Below are 18,202 nucleotides of genomic sequence, written 5' to 3'. Positions count from 1 at the left end.
CCGTCACGTGATCCAGCCGTCAGCGCTTAGCTGCTGGCGCAGGCTGATCACATTGCCAAGCTTGATTCCGGCAGCTCCATAGCGCTGGCGGATCCTGTGCAGGTGGGCTTTGACGGTCTGTTCGCTGATCCCCATGGCATCCGCTACCCCGCGCACGGACATGGCTTCGCTGCCGAGGTAAAGCTCCGCGAGCCGCTGTTCCCGGAGCGATAGCTTCACGCGTACGGGCGCCGTATCCACCACCACGGCGGCGGCGTCCGGGTGAAGGTATTCCCGTCCGGCTGCTGCTGCCCGGATGGCGAGTTCGATGTGCCGGGGACCTGCAGATTTCGGCACATATCCCAGGGCTCCGGCTACCCGGACTGCCCCGGCTTCCCAGCCGTCCAGCCTTGTGGCGAGAACCACCACCCGGAGGCCCGACTCCACCAGAAGATGAACTGCCGGGATCAGCTCCGTGCTGGGATCGAGGGTGCCCAGGATGGCCACAGTGATTTCCTGCTCTGGCCACGACGACGCTGTTCCTGACAGCTCAGGCCCCAACGGCGCTGTTCCTGACAGCTCAGGCCCCAACGGCACGCGATGATGGCCGGGGACAACGTTGAGTCCTGCCGATACCACCAAATCCGGGGTGTTGCAGCGGAACCATGCATCCAACGTGTCGATCATCAGTTGGTGGTGATCCACCACAAGCAAACGCGTTACCATGCCTTGGGCGCCTTCACATGGACCATGATGCTGGCTCCTTCGGGGTCGGTCCGGACGCGCGGTACACCCAGCGATTCGAGCTCGCTCCATAACGCAGGGGTGCAACGGTGGGGGTTCAGCTCGGTCACTCTCCAGGTCATGAGCAGCATTTCGTCCACATGTGGTTCGACGTAGAGATGAAGCTTTCCTGGTGACACGGTTGCGCCTGGTGTCCTGGTTGCGGCGTTCTCCGGGGCATTGACGGGTGTGGCCGCCAGCAGCATGGTGACGGCCAGCACGGCAGAGCGGGACGCCTGCGGGAGACGTTCCAGGAGGTCCGGCTGCGCCACCACAGCCACTTTGCCTTCCAGCCCGGCCAAAGCCAGGGACTCGGTCAGCCAATTGGTGGACTGCGACATCATCAGCTGGGCCCGCAGCTGCCCACCCAAGGCTTGTGCCTGTTCAGATAATTCGGGGTCAAGGGGGCCGCCGCGGGCTTCAGCCACTTTGGCGAACAGCTCCTGGATGTGCAGATGTGTCTCAGCCAGGCCACCCGACCGTTCCGAGGCTCTTGCATCTGCGTGCTCCATAAGCGTTTGCAGGGCATGGAGCGTCTGCCGGGCCATATGACCTTCAACAATGCTGCGAAGAATGAAAACGGTGAGCGCGCCAAGGAGCCCGGGGAAAAGCGTGATGAAGAAAATGAGGAGTCCGTCGCCGGAGCCGAAGCGCGGAGTGGTGGCATAGTAAGCGCCGCTGAGAACGGAGTTGGCTGCGATCAGGAGGAGGAAGCCCAACAGATCCCAGCGCATGGCGACAAGGAACACCAGCGATGTTCCGAGCACCACATTGAATGCCAAGGCGAAGTAGCCGGAACTAACCGTGACTGCTTGGGATGTCATCATGCCTGAGGCGATGGAGGACGCAAGCCACAGTAACCGCAGCCAAGGGAGCTGGGGGCGCGGGGTTTTCGGAGCGGAGGCAAGGACGGCCGCCAGAAAGCCGACGAGATCGAAAGCCAAGGCGCCGAACGTCAAGTACTGTTTGCTGCCACCGTCCAGCGATAACGCGGCCGTAACCAACGAGAGAACCCAGAGTATCGAGCTTGAAACCACGAGAATGCTGCGGGACACGAAAAGTGGACCGGCCAAACGGGCCGCCCGGGTATGCGCCAGGCTCATGATGTCCCGACTTCAAGGACCACCGTGGTTCCGCGACCGCGGACAGACATAACCTTTGCCCTGCCACCAACCTCGCCCATGCGTTCCACCACGGAACGTCTGACGCCAAACCGCTCCAGGGAAATCTTTTCGGGATCGAACCCGCAGCCGGCATCGCTGATGAGGACTGACACCAAGGACCCGGCACGGGAGACCAGCACGTCTACCCTGTCAGTTCCGGCATGCCGGGCGGCGTTGACCATGCACTCCTCCGCTGCGTCCACAACGGCCGCCTGAACCCGTGCAGGAAGCGTCCCCACCTCCCCATAGACACCTACGGTGAACCCCTGCCGGTTATGGCGGGCGGCGCGCTCTTCCAGCATGGAAGACAAGGTAGGTGCCGTGGAACGCTCGACGACGGCCACGCGGCTTTGGGCGCGTTCGGCAGCATCGGCCCCTGCCGTCCGTCCAGCGGGCGGTGCGGAAGGCCCGGAACCCGGCGCGCCGCCGTCGTACTGCCTGACCGTAAGCATTTCCCGCAGCTCTTCAGGATCGGTTACCGCCCCGCCATGCGCCACGACCGCGAGTGATCGCAGAACGGTGTCGTGCAGGACGCGCGCGTCTGTCCGGTGAGCACTGATTCTGCTCCGGGCTACTGTTTGGGCGGCATGCGATACGGCTCTGACCGCATGGTCCTGCCACAGCACGTCCAGCGCTTTGGGCACTGCGTGCCGGATGGCCAGCATGATCAGCCAGAAACCCGTGACGATCAACAAGGTGGCGGGGCCCAGATCGTGAACCATGGATGAAGCGTGGGTATGACCGAAGACCAGGACTCCCATCAGCCCCGTGAAAACCGCCGACTTCCAGGATCGGCGTAAGGAGAGCGCTACAACGGAACTGGCACCCATGACCAGGCTGTGCGCCAGAAGAAGGGAATCGGACTCCTGACGGTAGGTGACACCTGCCATGACCTCGGACAGGGTAATCAGGCTGACCACCAGAAGGAGCCGGAGAGGCCAAACATCGGTCCACAACATCGCAGCCAAGCAGACAACCAGCAGTACCACCAGGGCGGACGCCGCAGCACGCTGCCACAAGGGACCGCCCATGATAGGTCTGACATAGAGCCATGAACTCGCGACGAAAACAAAACCCATCAATGCGCCGCCCCGAACCACCAGATCTGAACGATCCAGGTTCAGCACCCGAGTTGTTAGCCCGCCCATGCATGCCCCCACAAAAATGTCTCCCCCGACAGCCGTCACCCAATATGATGACCACTAGGCAGAATCATATGTTGGGGAGGCCGCAAAATGGTGCGCTACCCGGTGTCCCGACCCACCGTCGAAGTAGACATCGTGGAAGACCATGCCGTACTCCTTGAAGGACTGGCCGAATGGCTTCAAGCAAATGCGCCCGGAATCAGCGTAGTGGGACGGTTTTCATCCTGGGCTGAAGCGGCCGCAAACCTGGGGGCGTTGTCCGACGTCGTGATCCTGGACGTACTGCTCGGTGACCAAATGCCACTGCGCGCCAAGATCCAGGCCATCCTGTCGGCCGGGCCGCAGGTTGTGGTCTGCAGCTCGGTAGTGGACCCCGCAGTAATGCGCCAAGCGATCACGGCCGGCGCGTTGGCCTACATCCCCAAGACGGCAGCTGCATGGGTGGTGGAAACTGCGGTCCGCAGGGCAGCTCAAGGGCTGCCGTATATGACGGCGGAAGTGGCTTCGGCCATGGAAGCAGAACAGTCAGGACCTCAGTTGTCCGCAAGGGAACATCAGGTGGTTTCGGTTTATCTGGGTGGCGTCGCCGGGACCATGGCCGAAACCGCCCACGCCCTTGGCATCTCCGTTGACGGTGTAAAAAAGCACCTCGCATCGGTTCGGCGGAAGTTCCAAGAGGGCCAGGAGCCGTTGACGAGACTGGCGCTCAGGGACCGGCTGATATCAGGCGGCTGGCTGCTCGAGGACCAGGGCCAGCAACTGTCGGAGACCTGAACGGGATCCACCGGCTTGTGGACAGAACGCCGTGGACACAATGCCTGTGGACAGGACGCCCTGAGGACAGGACGCCTCATAGTGTCAGGGGCACCGCCTAGACTGGTAGGCACCATGGATATGTTGTTTGACCCCTACGCAGACGGACCCTTCAAAGCAGGCACCAAAGCCGCAATCAAGGCTGCCCCGGAGCTTCCCCATTCCGGGGGAGGCGCCTCCGGCCCCCGCCTCCAGGAGGGAACCGGCGGGTCAGGGAACGCTCACCAAACACCTGCCCCGGAAGGGTGGGGCAACCAGGGCGCCCACGGGTTGCCAAACGCTGATGCCCTCCTCCAAGGGCTGAATCCGCAGCAGGAAGAAGCCGTAAAGCACGCCGGAAGCCCTTTGCTGATCGTTGCAGGTGCGGGCTCGGGAAAGACCCGTGTACTGAGTAACAGGATCGCCTACCTCATCGCCACCAAGCGTGCGCATCACGGCGAAATCCTCGCGATCACCTTCACCAACAAGGCAGCGGCCGAAATGCGGGAACGCATCGAAGCCCTGGTAGGTCCGCGGGCCAAGGGAATGTGGATCTCCACGTTCCACTCGTCCTGCGTGCGCATCCTGCGCCGGGAGGCCGCCAATGTGGGCCTGAATTCGAACTTCTCCATCTACGACTCCGCTGATTCCCTGCGCCTGATTACCCTTGTGGCGAAGAACCTTGACCTGGACCCCAAGAAGTTCGCCCCCAAAGCCATCCAGCACAAGATTTCGGCGCTCAAGAACGAGCTCATCGATGCCGACTCCTACGTTTCTTCAGCAAACTACAACGACCCCTTCGAACAAGCCGTAGCCGAAGTGTTCAAGGGTTACACGCAGCGCCTCCGGCAAGCCAACGCGATGGACTTCGATGACCTCATCGCGGAAACCGTGTACATGTTCCGTGCCTTCCCGGCGCTCGCGGAATCCTACCGGCGCCGCTTCCGGCACGTCCTGGTGGACGAGTACCAGGACACCAACCACGCCCAGTACGCCTTGGTCAGGGAAATCGTGGGCCTGGGAACGGACACGGGCGTGGCACCCAGCGAACTCACTGTGGTGGGCGATTCCGATCAGTCCATTTATGCCTTCCGCGGCGCGGATATCCGCAACATTGTGGAGTTCGAGCACGACTACCCCAATGCCCGCACCATCAAACTGGAGCAAAACTACCGCTCCACGCAGAACATCCTCAGCGCTGCCAACTCGGTCATCTCCCGTAACCCCAACCGCCAGGAAAAGCGTCTGTGGACCGCGGAGGGCGATGGCGAGAAAATCATTGGCTACGTGGGGGAGAACGAGCACGACGAAGCCCAGTTCATCGCCAAGGAGATCGATCGGCTGCAGGATGAGGACGGCTTGCGTCCGGGAGATGTCGCTATCTTCTACCGCACCAACGCCCAGTCCCGTTCCATTGAAGACGTCCTGGTCCGGGTCGGGCTGCCGTACAAAGTAGTGGGCGGCACCCGCTTCTATGAGCGCAAGGAAATCAAGGATGCCTTGGCCTACCTGCGAGTGCTGGTGAACCCGGACGACGACGTCAACCTCCGCAGGGTACTGAACGAACCCAAACGCGGAATCGGCGACCGCGCCGAGGGCGCCGTGGCGGCGTTGGCTGAGCGGGAACGCACGTCCTTCATGGCCGCTGCGCGCCGCGCTGACCAAGCGCCGGGCATGGCCACGCGCTCCGTCAATGCCGTTCTGGGCTTTGTGAAACTGCTGGACGATCTCGCCGAGGTGGCATCGGGCTCCGGGGCTTCCGCAGCCTTGGAGGCAGTTCTTGAACAGACCGGTTACCTCGCAGGCCTGCGCGCAAGCAACGATCCTCAGGACGAATCCCGCGTGGAGAACCTTGCCGAACTTGTGGCCGTGGTCCGGGAATATGAGCGCGACAATCCAGATGGCTCGCTCGGCGAGTTCCTGGAGCAGGTCTCCTTGGTGGCTGATGCCGACCAGATCCCGGATGCTCCGGGTGCGGATATCGACGCTGCCGTTGCGGAGGCCAAGCGCATGGGCGTTGTCACGCTCATGACACTGCACACAGCCAAGGGCCTGGAGTTCCCGGTGGTATTCCTCACCGGCATGGAGCACGGCATCTTCCCCCACCAGCGCTCCGCCACGGACCCCAAGGAGCTCGCGGAAGAACGGCGCCTGGCCTACGTGGGCTTGACCAGGGCCCGCAAGCGTCTCTATGTCACTCGTTCCGAGGTCCGCAGCATGTGGGGCCAGAGCCAGTACAACCCGGCCAGCCAGTTCCTGGAAGAAATCCCTTCGGAACTGGTGGAGTGGAAGCGCGAAGGTATGAGCCGTCAGTCCGCAGGTGGCTGGGGAAGCGCCCCTATCGGCTCCAACCGCTACGGCGGATCGTTCTGGGGCGCGGGCGCCTCCCGTGGTGCTGCCGCCAGCCCCACCGCAGGTTTCGACGCCGACGTCCCTGCCGCCGTCGTGCGCAACAGGGTCCAACCACAAAAGGAAGTCATTTCGGTGGTGGTGGGGGACAAGGTCAACCACACCAGCTTCGGCAACGGAGTGGTGCTGGGGATCGAGGGCTCCGGGGATAAGACGGTGGCGAAGGTGAAGTTCGACGTCGGCGAGAAGCGTCTGCTGTTGCGGTACGCACCCCTGACCAAACTGGATGCATGAAGCCGCACGGCATAATGGGGGGCATGCGACGGACTGTTTGGGGGATCCTGGCCGCCTTGATCATGGTGCTGGCCGCGGGATGCTCCTTTGCCACCAAAGATCCGGATTATGTACCGCCGGCTCCGCTGCCGCCGCTGGAGCAGCTGCGGCAGGTTCCGGTCACGGAGCAGACCAGCCTGTCCGCAGGGGAGGATGTCACAGCGTTCATCACCGCTGACAAGAACATTGTGTGCGCCCTGACCTCTGCCAGGGGCGGGCACCTCAACTTGCCCTATGAGGCCAACTCCTACTCTGACGCTGCCAACAACAAATTCGCCGTAGTCCCGGTGGCGCATTGTGAGCTGGCCAAGTATGCCCAGCCGGACCTGACCGACATCGCGGACGACTGCGCCGGAACCAGGCTTGGTTATCTTGGTGGGACCGCGCTCCTGACCCCGGAGAAGGCAACGTATGGCTCGTGTCGTTCCGGCGTAACACAAATGGAGTCGGAGTTCGGGCCGAAGGGCACTCCCGGGGGGCCCATTTCCAAACTCCGGGAGCTGGCGGACGGTCAGAACATCGAGCGCAACGGTCTCCGGTGTTCGGCCTATAACGGCGGCGTTGCCTGCGGAAACGTCTCAGGTGGCGTGGCATTCTTCGTCAGCCGCGAGGGATACCAGTTGATTTCCGACGGCGGCAAGACCGTCCGCGGGAACCTGAAACAAGCGTCCTAAACCTGGCCGGACCGCCGTCGTGCACCCCAAAAACCGCGCCATTATGCGGTTGTTCTACATGCGATAGAAGTGTAAGGTTACTCACTTAACGGGTAGTGTGTAGCTGGCGGGAGTCCTCAAAGGGCTAGAGTTCCGAGAGGACCTTACGCAATGTGACCGGCTTCAATCCCGGTTGTTACCGCGTACTTTCCGCAGCTGGCTATCGCGGTCATCGCGGTTCCCGGCTGAACAGAAAACTACTTCGACGTAGAAGGACACTAAACCGTGGACCTGTTTGAATATCAGGCGCGCGATATGTTCGAGGCGCACGGTGTACCCGTGCTCGCCGGCATCGTGGCGCACACTCCTGAAGAAGCGAAGGCAGCTGCCGAGAAGATCGGCGGCGTAACTGTCGTCAAGGCACAGGTTAAGGTCGGTGGCCGCGGCAAGGCCGGCGGCGTCAAGGTCGCCAAGACCGCCGAAGAGGCGCTTGAGCACTCCACCAACATCCTGGGCATGGACATCAAGGGCCACACCGTCAACAAGGTGATGATCGCCCAGGGTGCTGACATCGCCGAGGAATTCTACTTCTCGGTCCTCCTGGACCGCGCCAACCGCAACTACCTGGCCATGTGCTCGGTAGAGGGCGGCATGGAAATCGAGCAGCTTGCAGTCGAGCGTCCCGAGGCCCTGGCCAAGATCGCCATCGACCCCGCTGTGGGCATCGACCAGGCCAAGGCTGACGAGATCGTCGCAGCTGCAGGTTTCGCCGAAGAACTGCGCGGCAAGGTAGCCGACGTCATTCTGAAGCTCTGGGACGTTTTCAAGAAGGAAGACGCAACCCTGGTTGAGGTCAACCCGCTGGTCCGCACCGGCGCAGGCGAGATCGTTGCCCTCGACGGCAAGGTCTCCTTGGACGAGAACGCTGACTTCCGCCACGTGCACCACGCACACCTGGAAGACAAGGACGCAGCTGACCCGCTGGAGGCCAAGGCCAAGGCGCAGGACCTCAACTACGTCAAGCTGGACGGCGAAGTAGGCATCATCGGCAACGGCGCCGGTCTTGTGATGTCCACCCTCGACGTCGTTGCCTACGCCGGCGAGAACCACGGCAACGTCAAGCCCGCCAACTTCCTGGACATCGGTGGTGGAGCATCCGCCGAGGTCATGGCCAACGGTCTGGACGTCATCCTGGGCGACTCCCAGGTCAAGAGCGTGTTCGTGAACGTCTTCGGTGGCATCACCGCTTGTGACGCTGTTGCCAGGGGCATTGTCGGTGCTTTGGCTGAGCTCGGTTCTTCCGCGAACAAGCCGCTGGTAGTTCGCCTCGACGGCAACAACGTTGAGGAAGGCCGCCGCATCCTGACCGAGGCCAACCACCCGCTGGTTACCCTGGCCGCCACCATGGACGAGGGCGCCGACAAGGCCGCCGAGCTCGCCAACGCAGCTAAGTAAAGGGACGCGACAATGTCTATCTACCTCAACAAGGACTCCAAGGTCATCGTTCAGGGCATCACCGGCGGTGAGGGCACCAAGCACACCGCCCTGATGCTCAAGGCCGGCACCAACATTGTTGGTGGCGTCAACGCCCGCAAGGCCGGCACCACGGTCCTGCACGGCGACAAGGAAATCAACGTCTTCGGCACCGTCAAGGAAGCCATCGCCGAAACCGGCGCGGACGTCTCCATCGTCTTCGTTCCCCCGGCATTCACCAAGGACGCCGTGGTTGAAGCCATCGAAGCCGGCATCGGCCTCGTAGTGGTCATCACCGAAGGCGTTCCGGTTCAGGATTCCGCCGAGTTCTGGGCGCTTGCCCAGTCCAAGGTGGACGCTGACGGCAAGCAGATCACCCGCATCATCGGGCCGAACTGCCCCGGCATCATCACCCCGGGCGAAGCCCTGGTTGGCATCACCCCGGCGAACATCACGGGCAAGGGTCCCATCGGCCTCGTGTCCAAGTCCGGCACCTTGACCTACCAGATGATGTACGAACTCCGCGACCTCGGTTTCTCCACTGCGATCGGCATCGGTGGCGACCCCGTCATCGGCACCACGCACATCGACGCCCTGGCTGCGTTCGAAGCTGACCCGGAAACCAAAGCGATCGTCATGATCGGTGAGATCGGTGGCGACGCTGAAGAGCGCGCAGCCGACTTCATCAAGGCCAACGTCACCAAGCCGGTTGTTGGCTACGTTGCCGGCTTTACCGCTCCCGAGGGCAAGACCATGGGTCACGCAGGCGCTATCGTATCCGGTTCCGCCGGTACGGCCCAGGCCAAGAAGGAAGCTCTCGAAGCAGCAGGCGTGAAGGTCGGCAAGACGCCGTCCGAGACCGCCAAGCTGCTGCGCGAAGTCTACGCAACGCTCTAGTCTTTACAGCAAATTCACGACGACGGCCCTGTGCCTTCCCAACGGAAGGTGCAGGGCCGTCGTCGTTCTATAACGTAGCTGACGCGGGCCGAAGAGTCTGGGGGAAAACTCCGACCCGCGCCAGGTCCAGGGGGGGCCGACTAGGCGATGATCTTCATGGCCTGCCAGCCGTTGCCGAGGCTGATGGGCGGCACAGTGCTGAATGCTCCGGCGCCTGTGCCTGGGTACAGCCACAGGGTGTCGCCGATGCGGCCAATGACGTCGTTGCTGCCATCGCCGTTGAGGTCGCGGGGCCCGGCCATCGATGTTCTGTTGTCCCAACCCGTGGAGATCTGCTTCCACTGGAGCCACCCGCGGGTTCCGTTTCCGGGATAGAGCCACAGGGCGCCTGTGTCAGAGCGTCGGGCCAGCACGTCTCCCTTACCGTCTCCATTAAAGTCCCCCGTGCTGAAGATTGCATTCATGACATTCCAGCCTGATCCAATGGTGGTAGGTGTGCGCTGACCGCCGGTTCCGTTGCCTTCGTAGAGCCGCAACTCGCCTGTGCTGAGCCGGCCGATGAAGTCCGGAATACCGTCGCCGCTGAAGTCGCCAGGGGAGAGCAGTTGACTCATGGTGCTCCAGCCCGTGCTGACCTGTATCCTGGCCCCGAAGCTCCCGGCGCCGTCACCCGGGTAGAACCACAGGACGTCTCCGGCGCGGGCCAGCAGGTCGGGTTTGCCGTCCCTGTTGAAGTCACCGGGAGTGATCGCCTCATTGATTGTTGACCATGCCGGTGCCGCGAGGGCTATCTGCCGTGTGAGGACGCCGCCCGCCCCGTCCCCAGGGTAGAGGTACAAATTACCGGCATTATCGGAGGCCAGGACATCGGCTTTACCGTCACCGTTGAAGTCATGGGCCGACGGCGGTCCGGCTGCGGGCACGGTGTACGTCTGCGTGCCCACGGCCGAAGGGTTGCCGGCTGTGTCCACCCCAAGGTACTTCAGGACGAACGTGGAACTTCCCATGATGATCGGAGTTGTGTACTTGATGTTGGTGGCTGATTCCGTGGCCGTGGGTGTGCTGCCATCGGTGGTGTAGTAGATGGCTGCCCCGGGTTCATTCGCCGAGAGGGTGATGGTGGCCCCGCTGGCCAATGCCCGGCTGGTGGGGTTGGCTGTGACCGTTGGAGCTGTGGTGTCCGGGGGAACCGTGTACGTCTGGGTGGCGACGTCGGAGGCGTTTCCGGCCGGATCCGTGGCGAAATACTTCAACGTCATGGGAGCCGTACCCGGGAACGTGATGGGTGCTGAATACACCTGCCCGGCCGTCACGGGGTCGGCGCCGTTCGTGGTGTATTTGATGACCGAGTTGGCTTCATTGACAGTGAGTGTGATGGTGGTGCCCGGAGCGTACGCGCCACCCGCAGGGTTGGCCGATACCACCGGTTTGGTTACGTCAGGACCGGTGGAGTAGGTCTGGGTGACCACGGTGGAAGGGTTGTTCGCGGTGTCCACCGCGAAGTACTTCAGGGTCAAGGGTCCGTTCACAGTGATGGGCGTGGCGTACTTGCTGCTGGCGGCGGTGGGCGTAGACCCGTCCACCGTGTAGTAGATGGTGGCCGGCTCATTCGCGGTCAGCGTGACTTTCTGCCCGACGTCGTAAGTGCCGCCGGCCGGTGTGGCTGTCACCACGGGGGCTACCACGTCAGCGGTGATGTGGGCCTCGAACTCCGCCAGGCCCACATTGGTGGTGGACCCGCTGACGGAGCTGATGTTGAAGCGCACTGAACTGACTGTTCTGGCAGGGAAGTTCACGGTCAGCCCGGAGCCGTTGTTTGGCAGGGCAGCAACCGGAACGGTGCTTCCGTCGGAGAAGGTGAGATTGCCGCCGGTCACCTGGTCACTGGGCAACGGGCGGTCGGAAAGTGTCACCGCGTTGATGGTGCGGGCCGGGGAGAAGTTGTACTGGATCCAGCTACCTGCCCGGCCTCCATTAGTGACCCACTCGCGGTTCCCGTCCATGGGGGTGCCCCAGGCGTAACCGTCCCGCGCTTTCTCCGGGCTTTGTCCCGAGGCTTTTTGGGAGGACGCCGACACGGTGGTTCCGGCCGACTTCGCTGCGTTTCCAGTCCACTCGATGGCCGTAATGTATTGCCGCTTCAGCCAGTCGCTGTAAGGCACGTCCGGGCAAATGGCGCCACAAAGAAGCTCATCAAATTCGGCAAAAAGCCTGAACGCGTTGACCTTGCTGGTCAGTTCGGCGCCAGTGACGTTTTGTGCGTATTCATCGATGACATATGCATCGTAGGCGGAAGAAGTATGAGGTCCGGTGTAGGCGCGGGTGGCCAACTGCCCGAACTTTGCCGCAGCCCAGTGGTCGGTGTGGTCATAGGGGGAGGTGAACGAGCCTGTCCAGTCCTGAGTACGGAACGTGGTGGGCTTGTAATTGGCCACCAGCCGGTTCAACACGTTTTGAAGCATCGATTTTGAGTAAGTTGCCGATCCATCCACAGGACGAATGGACGAAATTCGTCCGTCCCACAGCTTCAGGATGCTTTGGCCATTGAAGCGACTGCTGCCATTGCCATTGGGGAAGCCATCCGGAAGCCGCAGGAAAACTACCGAGACATTGGGCGCGGCGTTGAGCGTGTGCACGGTGACCGGGCGCTCGGGAACACCGGCGTCCGAAGCCGTCCATGCGTTGGCGACCCCCGCCATCTGGGCGTAGCTGGACCGGATCCCGTCCTCCAGACCGGCCCAATAGGACTGGCCCTCCCCGGCGTCTCCCGCCGTGACGTAGATCGTCTGGACGCAACGCTTGGCCTGGATGTCCCGCATGAAATCGGGGCTGATGAAGATCAGGTCGTCATCTGTATGAGCGACGATCATCTGCGCACCGCCTGTGCCCGGGCAAGGAGGTACGGCGGCCGAGGCGGGCCTGGCCAGCCCGAAGACCAAAGAGGAAAGGGCAACAGAAAGGCCCAGCAGGAATCCAAGGATTCGCCGGGCGAATGAACGGGTGCTGATGAGCAGTAAACGAGTATGACGACGAGCGTATTTTGGACGGTCCACAACCATGCTCCTTGAGCAGATGTTGGGCCCCCCAGCCGGCAAACTTACGACGCCCCCAGGACGTCATTTCGAATGGAGTTATTCACTGCTCCGACCATCAGCGGCGTGAAAGCGATGCAGTGAGCGCTACTGTACTCCCGCAGACGGGCCATGGGTAGGGTCCCGGCAAACTTCTTCGAGCGCCACTACGCTGAAAGCATGAAACGCTCCGGAGCCTTGAACCCGAGCCCGCGGACGCTCGACGTCGAAAGCGTGGTCCACTTCCACCAACTGGTACGCGCCGGGGCCAGGTCCATGAACGGCTGGCACGCGCAGTCCTTGGATCTTCGGGGCCATTCACGGGACCTCAAAGCGTTGGACCCCCAAGGCGCGATCTTCCTGGGATGCACTTTCGACGACGGCGTGGAGGAGAGCCTTCGCCGGCGTGGAGCACTCATCTTCCCCAAACTTCACAACGTGCCGTTCAACCCGTACCGAAACGGCATTTATACGGCTAATGAACTTTATGCGGACATCGCCTCCACAGAGTACGAATCCACTCTCGATGCCCGCGTCTACCAGTGGAGCATCCTGCCCGGGCAACGCGGACGCCTGGATGCCACCCTCGCTGCAGCCCTGCACGATCACGCAATCGGCGACGCCCTGGACGAACTGCTGGATCACGGCGATCTCGCCGGGACCAAGCTGGTGGGTGTCATGGGCGGCCATGCCGCGCAGCGGGGCACCCAAGAATTTGCCGACGCCGCACAGCTGGGACGCCTGCTCGCCCAGGCAGGTTTGACAGTAGCCACAGGCGGGGGTCCTGGTGCCATGGAGGCCGCCAACCTCGGCGCCTATCTGAGCCGACGGCCCGACGCCGACTCCACCGCCGCGCTTGAAGCGCTCGCCGCTGTGCCGGGGTTCAGGCCCTCCGTGACGGCTTGGGCGCGGCAAGCAGCCGTCGTCGTCGAACGTTATCCGGACGGCACCCCGACGCTCGGCATTCCGACTTGGTTCTACGGACACGAGCCGCCCAATCTGTTCGCCACCCACATCGCCAAGTACTTCGCCAACGCTGTCCGTGAGGCCATCCTGCTGGAGCTCTGCAACGGCGGCATTGTGTTCCTCCCGGGCGCGGCAGGCACCATACAGGAGATCTCCCAGGACGCGTGCGAAAACTACTACGGAGCCCCGGAGATAATCACGCCCATGGTGCTGGTGGGTCGCAAACACTGGGAAGAGACGTTCCCGGCCTGGCCAATGTTGCAGAGCCTCGCAGCAGGTAAGCCTATGGAGGACAGGATCTTCCTGGTGGATACCGTGGAGGACGCGCTCGCAGTGGTTGCCGGGTAGGACCTCAGAAGTCCTTGCTGCAAGGGCCCCTGCCGAGCTGGGCCAATCCGGTCCGATCTCCCGCAGCGTATCCGCGAACCCAGGAAGCTTGGTCGAACATGAGTTGCCGGGGATCATCCACATGATCCAGTCCCAGCAGGTGTCCCAACTCATGCATGATGACCGCTACGCCGATTTCCTCCCCGCTGGGAACGTCCACGATCTCCGCGAACTGTGGAGCATCCAAGGACACCGTCCCTGTGACGTAGGCCTTATAGCCGTTGCTGAGGCCAATGGAGGAGCTCCCGCCCAAGCCCACGGTCTGCCCGGTCAGGCGCGGCACCTGCTCCGGTGTGCTCCATGCGATGAGCACAGGCGCCCAGCGGTCGCCGTACCTCTCGGGCTGGTATCCGGACCTGTTGGGGGAGGGAACTTCGGAACTGGGGCCGTCGTAGATGAACCTTAGTCCTGTAGCTTCGCCGGCCTGTCTCACGGCTTCCTCCACCAAGGGTTGCCAGGAGGGCGGAGCGAGGTCCGAGTTGATGACGTAGTGGATGGGCCGGCACGGGGAGTATGCCAGTGGGGTTCCGTCTTCCTTGACGGCCAGGAACTTGTACGAGGAGCTGGTGCGGTTCAGTGGTGCCGGCGTGCCCAGCGGGGCGTCGGCTTCCTCGAATCCCGGCACCGGCTCCTGTCGCTGGCCGAACGGTACCAACCCGGGGCGCGGTGCCTGGCTTTGCGTGGCGGACGATCCGTAGATGAGCTGGTGGAGTTCACCGCTGAAGTAGGCTCCTGCACACACCAGGCCGAGGACGCTGAAGAGGAACAGGATGGCAGCAATGCTGCTGTGTTTGATGGGCGGCCTGACCGGAGGAGGATCCGGCGGGCGCGGGGTATGCGGAAGGTAATTCGGACGAGGGGGATCGGGGTCCGGCCATCCAGGCGACCCGTAAGGTTCCATGGAACCCCCTGACATGGCGGCTGCGACGGGAGGTGGGGCGCCGCCGTCGGCCGTAGTCGCCAGCATAAGTCCCACTCCGCCGGGAAGTCCATGCCGTGAATGTTTGCGGCCTGAAGCTCAGATGTCCTTGCGGCAAGGGGCCGAGGCAAGAAGGTGCAGGCCGTTGAGGTCGCCCGCCGCGAGGCCGTCGGGCAACCCTATTTCCGGGTACATAAGTTGGATCGGATCATCAACATGGTCCAGGCCCATCACATGCCCCAGTTCGTGCTGCATGACTGCCAGGACGTAATCGGCCCCGCCTGGACTGGCAAGCAGTTCCGTGACCTGCGGGGTGTCCAGCTCCAAGCTCCCGGTGATGTAGCTTTTAGGACCCTTGTTCAGGGAGTACATGGTACTGCCGCCGGTACCGATGACATTGTCCGCCAATGCAGGCGCTTCCACGGGTGTGGTCCACGAGATCAGCAGGGGAGCCCACCGGTCGCCGTATTTGGAGGGTTGGTACGGCTCACGCCGCTCCACGGGCAACTCGTCCGTGGTGCCATCGTTGATGAACTGGATCCCGGACGCCGCGGAAATATTTGCCAGGGCGGTGGCCAGCAAGGCGTGGGAGCCAACGGGGGCGGACGCGTCGTTGACGACGTAATGAAGCGGGCGGCAGGGCGAGTAACCAACCGGGGTGCCGTCGTCGTTGGTGGCCAGGAATTTGTACGAATCGTTGGTGGTTCCGGGCGCTGAAGGCGATGCCAACGGGGCGTCCGACTCCTCAAGCCCCGGCGGAGGTGCATCGAGGGCGCGTGCCGGTTCAGCTACCCCCGGCCCGTCCTGGGCGGCGCCCGGAACGTTCAAACCCGGGAACAGCGCCGTAATGTGGGGGTTTCCCTGCAAATACCCGCTGACCAGGACGGCGACGACGGCGGCAACGGCGGCCATGATGGCTCCGCGGAGAACACGCGCGGCTGTTCCAGTGCGTCGGTGCTTTGGCGCACGCGTTACTTCCCGCTCCGGGTCCACGGTTCTCCATTCCTGATGCCCTGGTCACGCGGGGCAGCGCGGAGGACGAACCAACATTACGGTCTCCGGACCGAGCCGTCCAACTTAGACGATCGTTGCTCCGAATGCCAGGCCCAGCCCGTAGGTGGCCGCCGCGGCTCCCAGGCCGATGGCGAGCTGCCGCAGCCCGCGGCTCAGCGGCGATGTTCCGGACAGCAAACCGACGACGGCGCCGGTAGCCAGGAGCGCGATGCCCACCAGAACGCCGGCTACCAGCAAGGCCGCGATACCGGTCATGCCGAAAATGAAGGGCAGGATGGGCACGATGGCACCGGAGGCGAAGAAACAGAAGCTGGACATCGCCGCACCCCAGGCAGAACCAACGGATTCGTGGTCGTCAGTGGGTGGCTTCTCCGGCTGCAGGGAGAGGCTGGGATCGCAGTCGCAGCTGAACAATCCCATGCGCTCGGCAGCGCGGTGCTCCGCGGCTTCGCGGGTCATGCCACGAGCCAAGTACACCAGGACCAGTTCGTTGTGCTCGATGTCCAACGACGGCGCGGCAGTCAATGTTGCCTGCGTGGGCAAGGTGGCATTGAGGAGCTCCCGCTGGGAGCGGACCGAGACGTATTCACCGGCTCCCATGGACAGCGCACCGGCCAGCAGGCCAGCCACTCCACTCATGAGCACCACGGGGCTGGGCACCCCGGTCGCGGCCATGCCCATGACCAGCGAAAGGTTGCTGACCAGGCCGTCGTTGGCGCCGAAAACAGCGGCCCGGAAGGTACCGGAGAGCCGGTTGCGTCCACGCGTGGCCAAGCCCCGGACCACTTCTTCGTGGATTTGTTCGTCGGCCACCATGGCAGGCGTCGCGGCAGGCTCGGTTCCGTAAGGGGAACGGCCTTCCGCCCGCTGCGCCAAGGCGAGCACAAAAACGGAGCCGAAGTTGCGGGCCAGGAAGCCCAGGAACTGGCTGCGGGTGGAAGCTGCCTTGGGCATTCCGGCGTGGTCGCCCAGGAGCTTGAGCCAATGGGCCTCATGCCTGCCTTCGGCTTCGGCCAGTGCGAGCAGGATTTGGCGTTCTTCACCGTCACGCCGTTGGGCGAGTTCGCGGTAAACGGCGGCCTCGGCGCGCTCATCGGCAAGGTACTGGCGCCACCGTCGGATGTCCGCATTGGAAGGCGGCGCGGGTTGCGGCGCGGCGTTCGTAGCGGCGTTTTCGGCGGTTGCTGGCTCGGGCGTGGCTGACTCGGGGGTGGGGTCCGGAGCGGGGCTCGACGAACTGGGGGATTCCTGGTGCATCTGCACTTTGTCTCCTGCGCTGGGTGGGGTAGTTACGGCCCCATTGCACGCCCCACAATACCGCTTATCCGCGCGGAATTTTGGCTGGTATTCCTCAAATGGAATGTTCGGTGCACCGTAATCTCCTTGACCCTCGCTGGCGCCGGTGCTCAGATGGAAGGACAGGGGCGGGGCCCTTCCGCCACTGGATTCCTGAATTCGGGTCAACGGGCCGAACCGCCCACGAGAACCGGCCCAGACGGAGGTTGCGCCATGAACACCACCGAATCACACGCCAACTACCCGGAACGGACCACTATTGAGTCCGACCCGGCCTACGACTACGCCGAAGACCAGGAAGTGGACGAGCCCTGGGTTGAGGAAGTGGACGCCCCAGAGGACGACGAACGTGTTGTCCCCATCGACGAAACCGAAGAGTTCCGCGAGGAAGACGAGGAGATCTAGGGGGCCATCTTTTTAGGCAGGTCCTCTTACGCCGGGCCCTCTTCTGCCGGGTCTTCGCGGCTGAGTGTGTAGTGTCGCTGCACACCGGCGCGTTTTCCGGCGGCGGCAACAGTCACCGTCAGGGTTCTTGACGCCTCGCACCAATGTGTCGGCCGGACGGCTTGTGCCAGCGACTGCGCGATCAGGAGTGGTTGGGGATGTCTGAACCACTCCGTTCCGGCCTTAACGGTAATGGTTACCGTGCCGAGGAAAAGGTCGACGGCGGGAATCACCGTCACCACGTGGGGCGCCGTTGTGGTTGTTTTGGCTGGGGGTGCTGGGCTGCTTGCGGCTGTTGTGCTGCCTGCAGGGGTGGTATCGCCTTGGTACGGCAAGGGACTGCTCCTTGGGGGAGTGCTCTTGCCCGCTCGGTTGTCTCTGGTCCGGGACGGGCCGCTTCCTCATCCGAACCACCCGTGAACATGGGGTTGGTGTGTGGCCAGTCGGAGCTTGGCACCACATCTCTTGAAGCTGGGACCACCCTACCCCATCGCTATTGGTGCGCCCGTTGCGGGGCCTGGTGTGCGTGCTTCGGGGT

At 63.1% G+C, this 18,202-nt stretch carries 15 protein-coding genes and 1 riboswitch; of the genes, 7 read left to right on the top strand and 8 right to left on the bottom strand.

Annotated elements, in window-relative coordinates:
- Positions 1–3: 3 nt before the first annotated feature.
- From ACLRGI_RS18395 to ACLRGI_RS18385, 3 genes are read right to left on the bottom strand one after another with little or no spacing between them, the layout of a single operon-like run.
- Positions 4–705 (bottom strand): LuxR C-terminal-related transcriptional regulator, encoded by a 702-nt coding sequence (locus ACLRGI_RS18395; protein WP_419202985.1) that lies wholly within the window; start codon positions 703–705, stop codon positions 4–6.
- A complete protein-coding gene (locus tag ACLRGI_RS18390) occupies positions 699–1,865 on the bottom strand; it encodes a hypothetical protein (RefSeq protein ID WP_419202984.1) in 1,167 nt (388 codons plus the stop codon). Before ACLRGI_RS18390 ends, ACLRGI_RS18395 begins: the two co-directional genes overlap by 7 nt.
- On the bottom strand, positions 1,862–2,956 hold the full coding sequence (locus ACLRGI_RS18385) for a sensor histidine kinase (protein WP_419202983.1): 1,095 nt from the start codon (positions 2,954–2,956) through the stop codon (positions 1,862–1,864). The genes ACLRGI_RS18390 and ACLRGI_RS18385 overlap by 4 nt, the downstream gene beginning before the upstream one ends.
- A gap of 204 nt (positions 2,957–3,160) precedes the next feature.
- Here ACLRGI_RS18385 and ACLRGI_RS18380 point away from each other — a divergent pair, with 204 nt between their 5' ends.
- The 5 genes from ACLRGI_RS18380 to sucD all read left to right on the top strand — a co-directional run bounded on the left by ACLRGI_RS18380 (position 3,161) and on the right by sucD (position 9,567).
- Complete coding sequence (locus ACLRGI_RS18380) at positions 3,161–3,844, top strand: response regulator transcription factor (RefSeq protein WP_419202982.1); 684 nt, start codon at positions 3,161–3,163, stop codon at positions 3,842–3,844.
- 114 nt (positions 3,845–3,958) lie between these two features.
- Positions 3,959–6,505 carry a DNA helicase PcrA gene (gene pcrA / locus ACLRGI_RS18375; protein ID WP_419202981.1) on the top strand — a complete coding sequence of 849 codons (2,547 nt, stop codon included), beginning with the start codon at positions 3,959–3,961 and terminating at the stop codon, positions 6,503–6,505.
- 14 nt (positions 6,506–6,519) lie between these two features.
- Positions 6,520–7,218 carry a hypothetical protein gene (locus tag ACLRGI_RS18370; RefSeq protein WP_419203084.1) on the top strand — a complete coding sequence of 233 codons (699 nt, stop codon included), beginning with the start codon at positions 6,520–6,522 and terminating at the stop codon, positions 7,216–7,218.
- 264 nt (positions 7,219–7,482) lie between these two features.
- Complete coding sequence (gene sucC, locus ACLRGI_RS18365; protein WP_419202980.1) at positions 7,483–8,652, top strand: ADP-forming succinate--CoA ligase subunit beta; 1,170 nt, start codon at positions 7,483–7,485, stop codon at positions 8,650–8,652.
- A gap of 12 nt (positions 8,653–8,664) precedes the next feature.
- Positions 8,665–9,567, top strand: coding sequence for a succinate--CoA ligase subunit alpha (sucD, locus tag ACLRGI_RS18360; protein WP_091465756.1), 903 nt, complete (start codon positions 8,665–8,667; stop codon positions 9,565–9,567).
- Positions 9,568–9,707: 140 nt separating this feature from the next.
- Here the strand turns inward: sucD and ACLRGI_RS18355 are convergent, their stop codons facing one another.
- The gene (locus ACLRGI_RS18355) at positions 9,708–12,626 is read right to left on the bottom strand and encodes a chitobiase/beta-hexosaminidase C-terminal domain-containing protein (protein WP_419202979.1); all 2,919 of its coding nucleotides are present in this window, start codon (positions 12,624–12,626) and stop codon (positions 9,708–9,710) included.
- A gap of 192 nt (positions 12,627–12,818) precedes the next feature.
- Between ACLRGI_RS18355 and ACLRGI_RS18350 the strand changes: the two genes are divergently transcribed.
- A complete protein-coding gene (locus ACLRGI_RS18350) occupies positions 12,819–13,952 on the top strand; it encodes an LOG family protein (RefSeq protein WP_419202978.1) in 1,134 nt (377 codons plus the stop codon).
- Positions 13,953–13,956: 4 nt separating this feature from the next.
- Here ACLRGI_RS18350 and ACLRGI_RS18345 read toward each other — a convergent pair whose 3' ends face one another.
- From ACLRGI_RS18345 to ACLRGI_RS18335, 3 genes are all read right to left on the bottom strand, one after another.
- The gene (locus tag ACLRGI_RS18345; RefSeq protein ID WP_419202977.1) at positions 13,957–14,958 is read right to left on the bottom strand and encodes a matrixin family metalloprotease; all 1,002 of its coding nucleotides are present in this window, start codon (positions 14,956–14,958) and stop codon (positions 13,957–13,959) included.
- 51 nt (positions 14,959–15,009) lie between these two features.
- Positions 15,010–15,903 (bottom strand): matrixin family metalloprotease, encoded by an 894-nt coding sequence (locus tag ACLRGI_RS18340; protein WP_419202976.1) that lies wholly within the window; start codon positions 15,901–15,903, stop codon positions 15,010–15,012.
- An 84-nt stretch (positions 15,904–15,987) separates the two neighbouring features.
- Positions 15,988–17,181, bottom strand: a complete 1,194-nt coding sequence (locus tag ACLRGI_RS18335) for a VIT1/CCC1 transporter family protein (protein WP_419203082.1) — start codon at positions 17,179–17,181, stop codon at positions 15,988–15,990.
- A gap of 252 nt (positions 17,182–17,433) precedes the next feature.
- Here ACLRGI_RS18335 and ACLRGI_RS18330 point away from each other — a divergent pair, with 252 nt between their 5' ends.
- Positions 17,434–17,625, top strand: a complete 192-nt coding sequence (locus tag ACLRGI_RS18330; RefSeq protein ID WP_017197666.1) for a hypothetical protein — start codon at positions 17,434–17,436, stop codon at positions 17,623–17,625.
- Between the two features lie 26 nt (positions 17,626–17,651).
- Here the strand turns inward: ACLRGI_RS18330 and ACLRGI_RS18325 are convergent, their stop codons facing one another.
- Positions 17,652–17,999, bottom strand: a complete 348-nt coding sequence (locus tag ACLRGI_RS18325; RefSeq protein WP_419202975.1) for a hypothetical protein — start codon at positions 17,997–17,999, stop codon at positions 17,652–17,654.
- 16 nt (positions 18,000–18,015) lie between these two features.
- Positions 18,016–18,135, bottom strand: a riboswitch (SAM riboswitch).
- Between the last annotated feature and the right edge of the window lie 67 nt (positions 18,136–18,202).

Source organism: Paenarthrobacter sp. PPS72, from assembly GCF_048537125.1.
GTDB classification, from domain to species: domain Bacteria; phylum Actinomycetota; class Actinomycetes; order Actinomycetales; family Micrococcaceae; genus Arthrobacter; species Arthrobacter nitroguajacolicus_E.
This window is presented reverse-complemented; position numbering and strand designations above follow the sequence as displayed.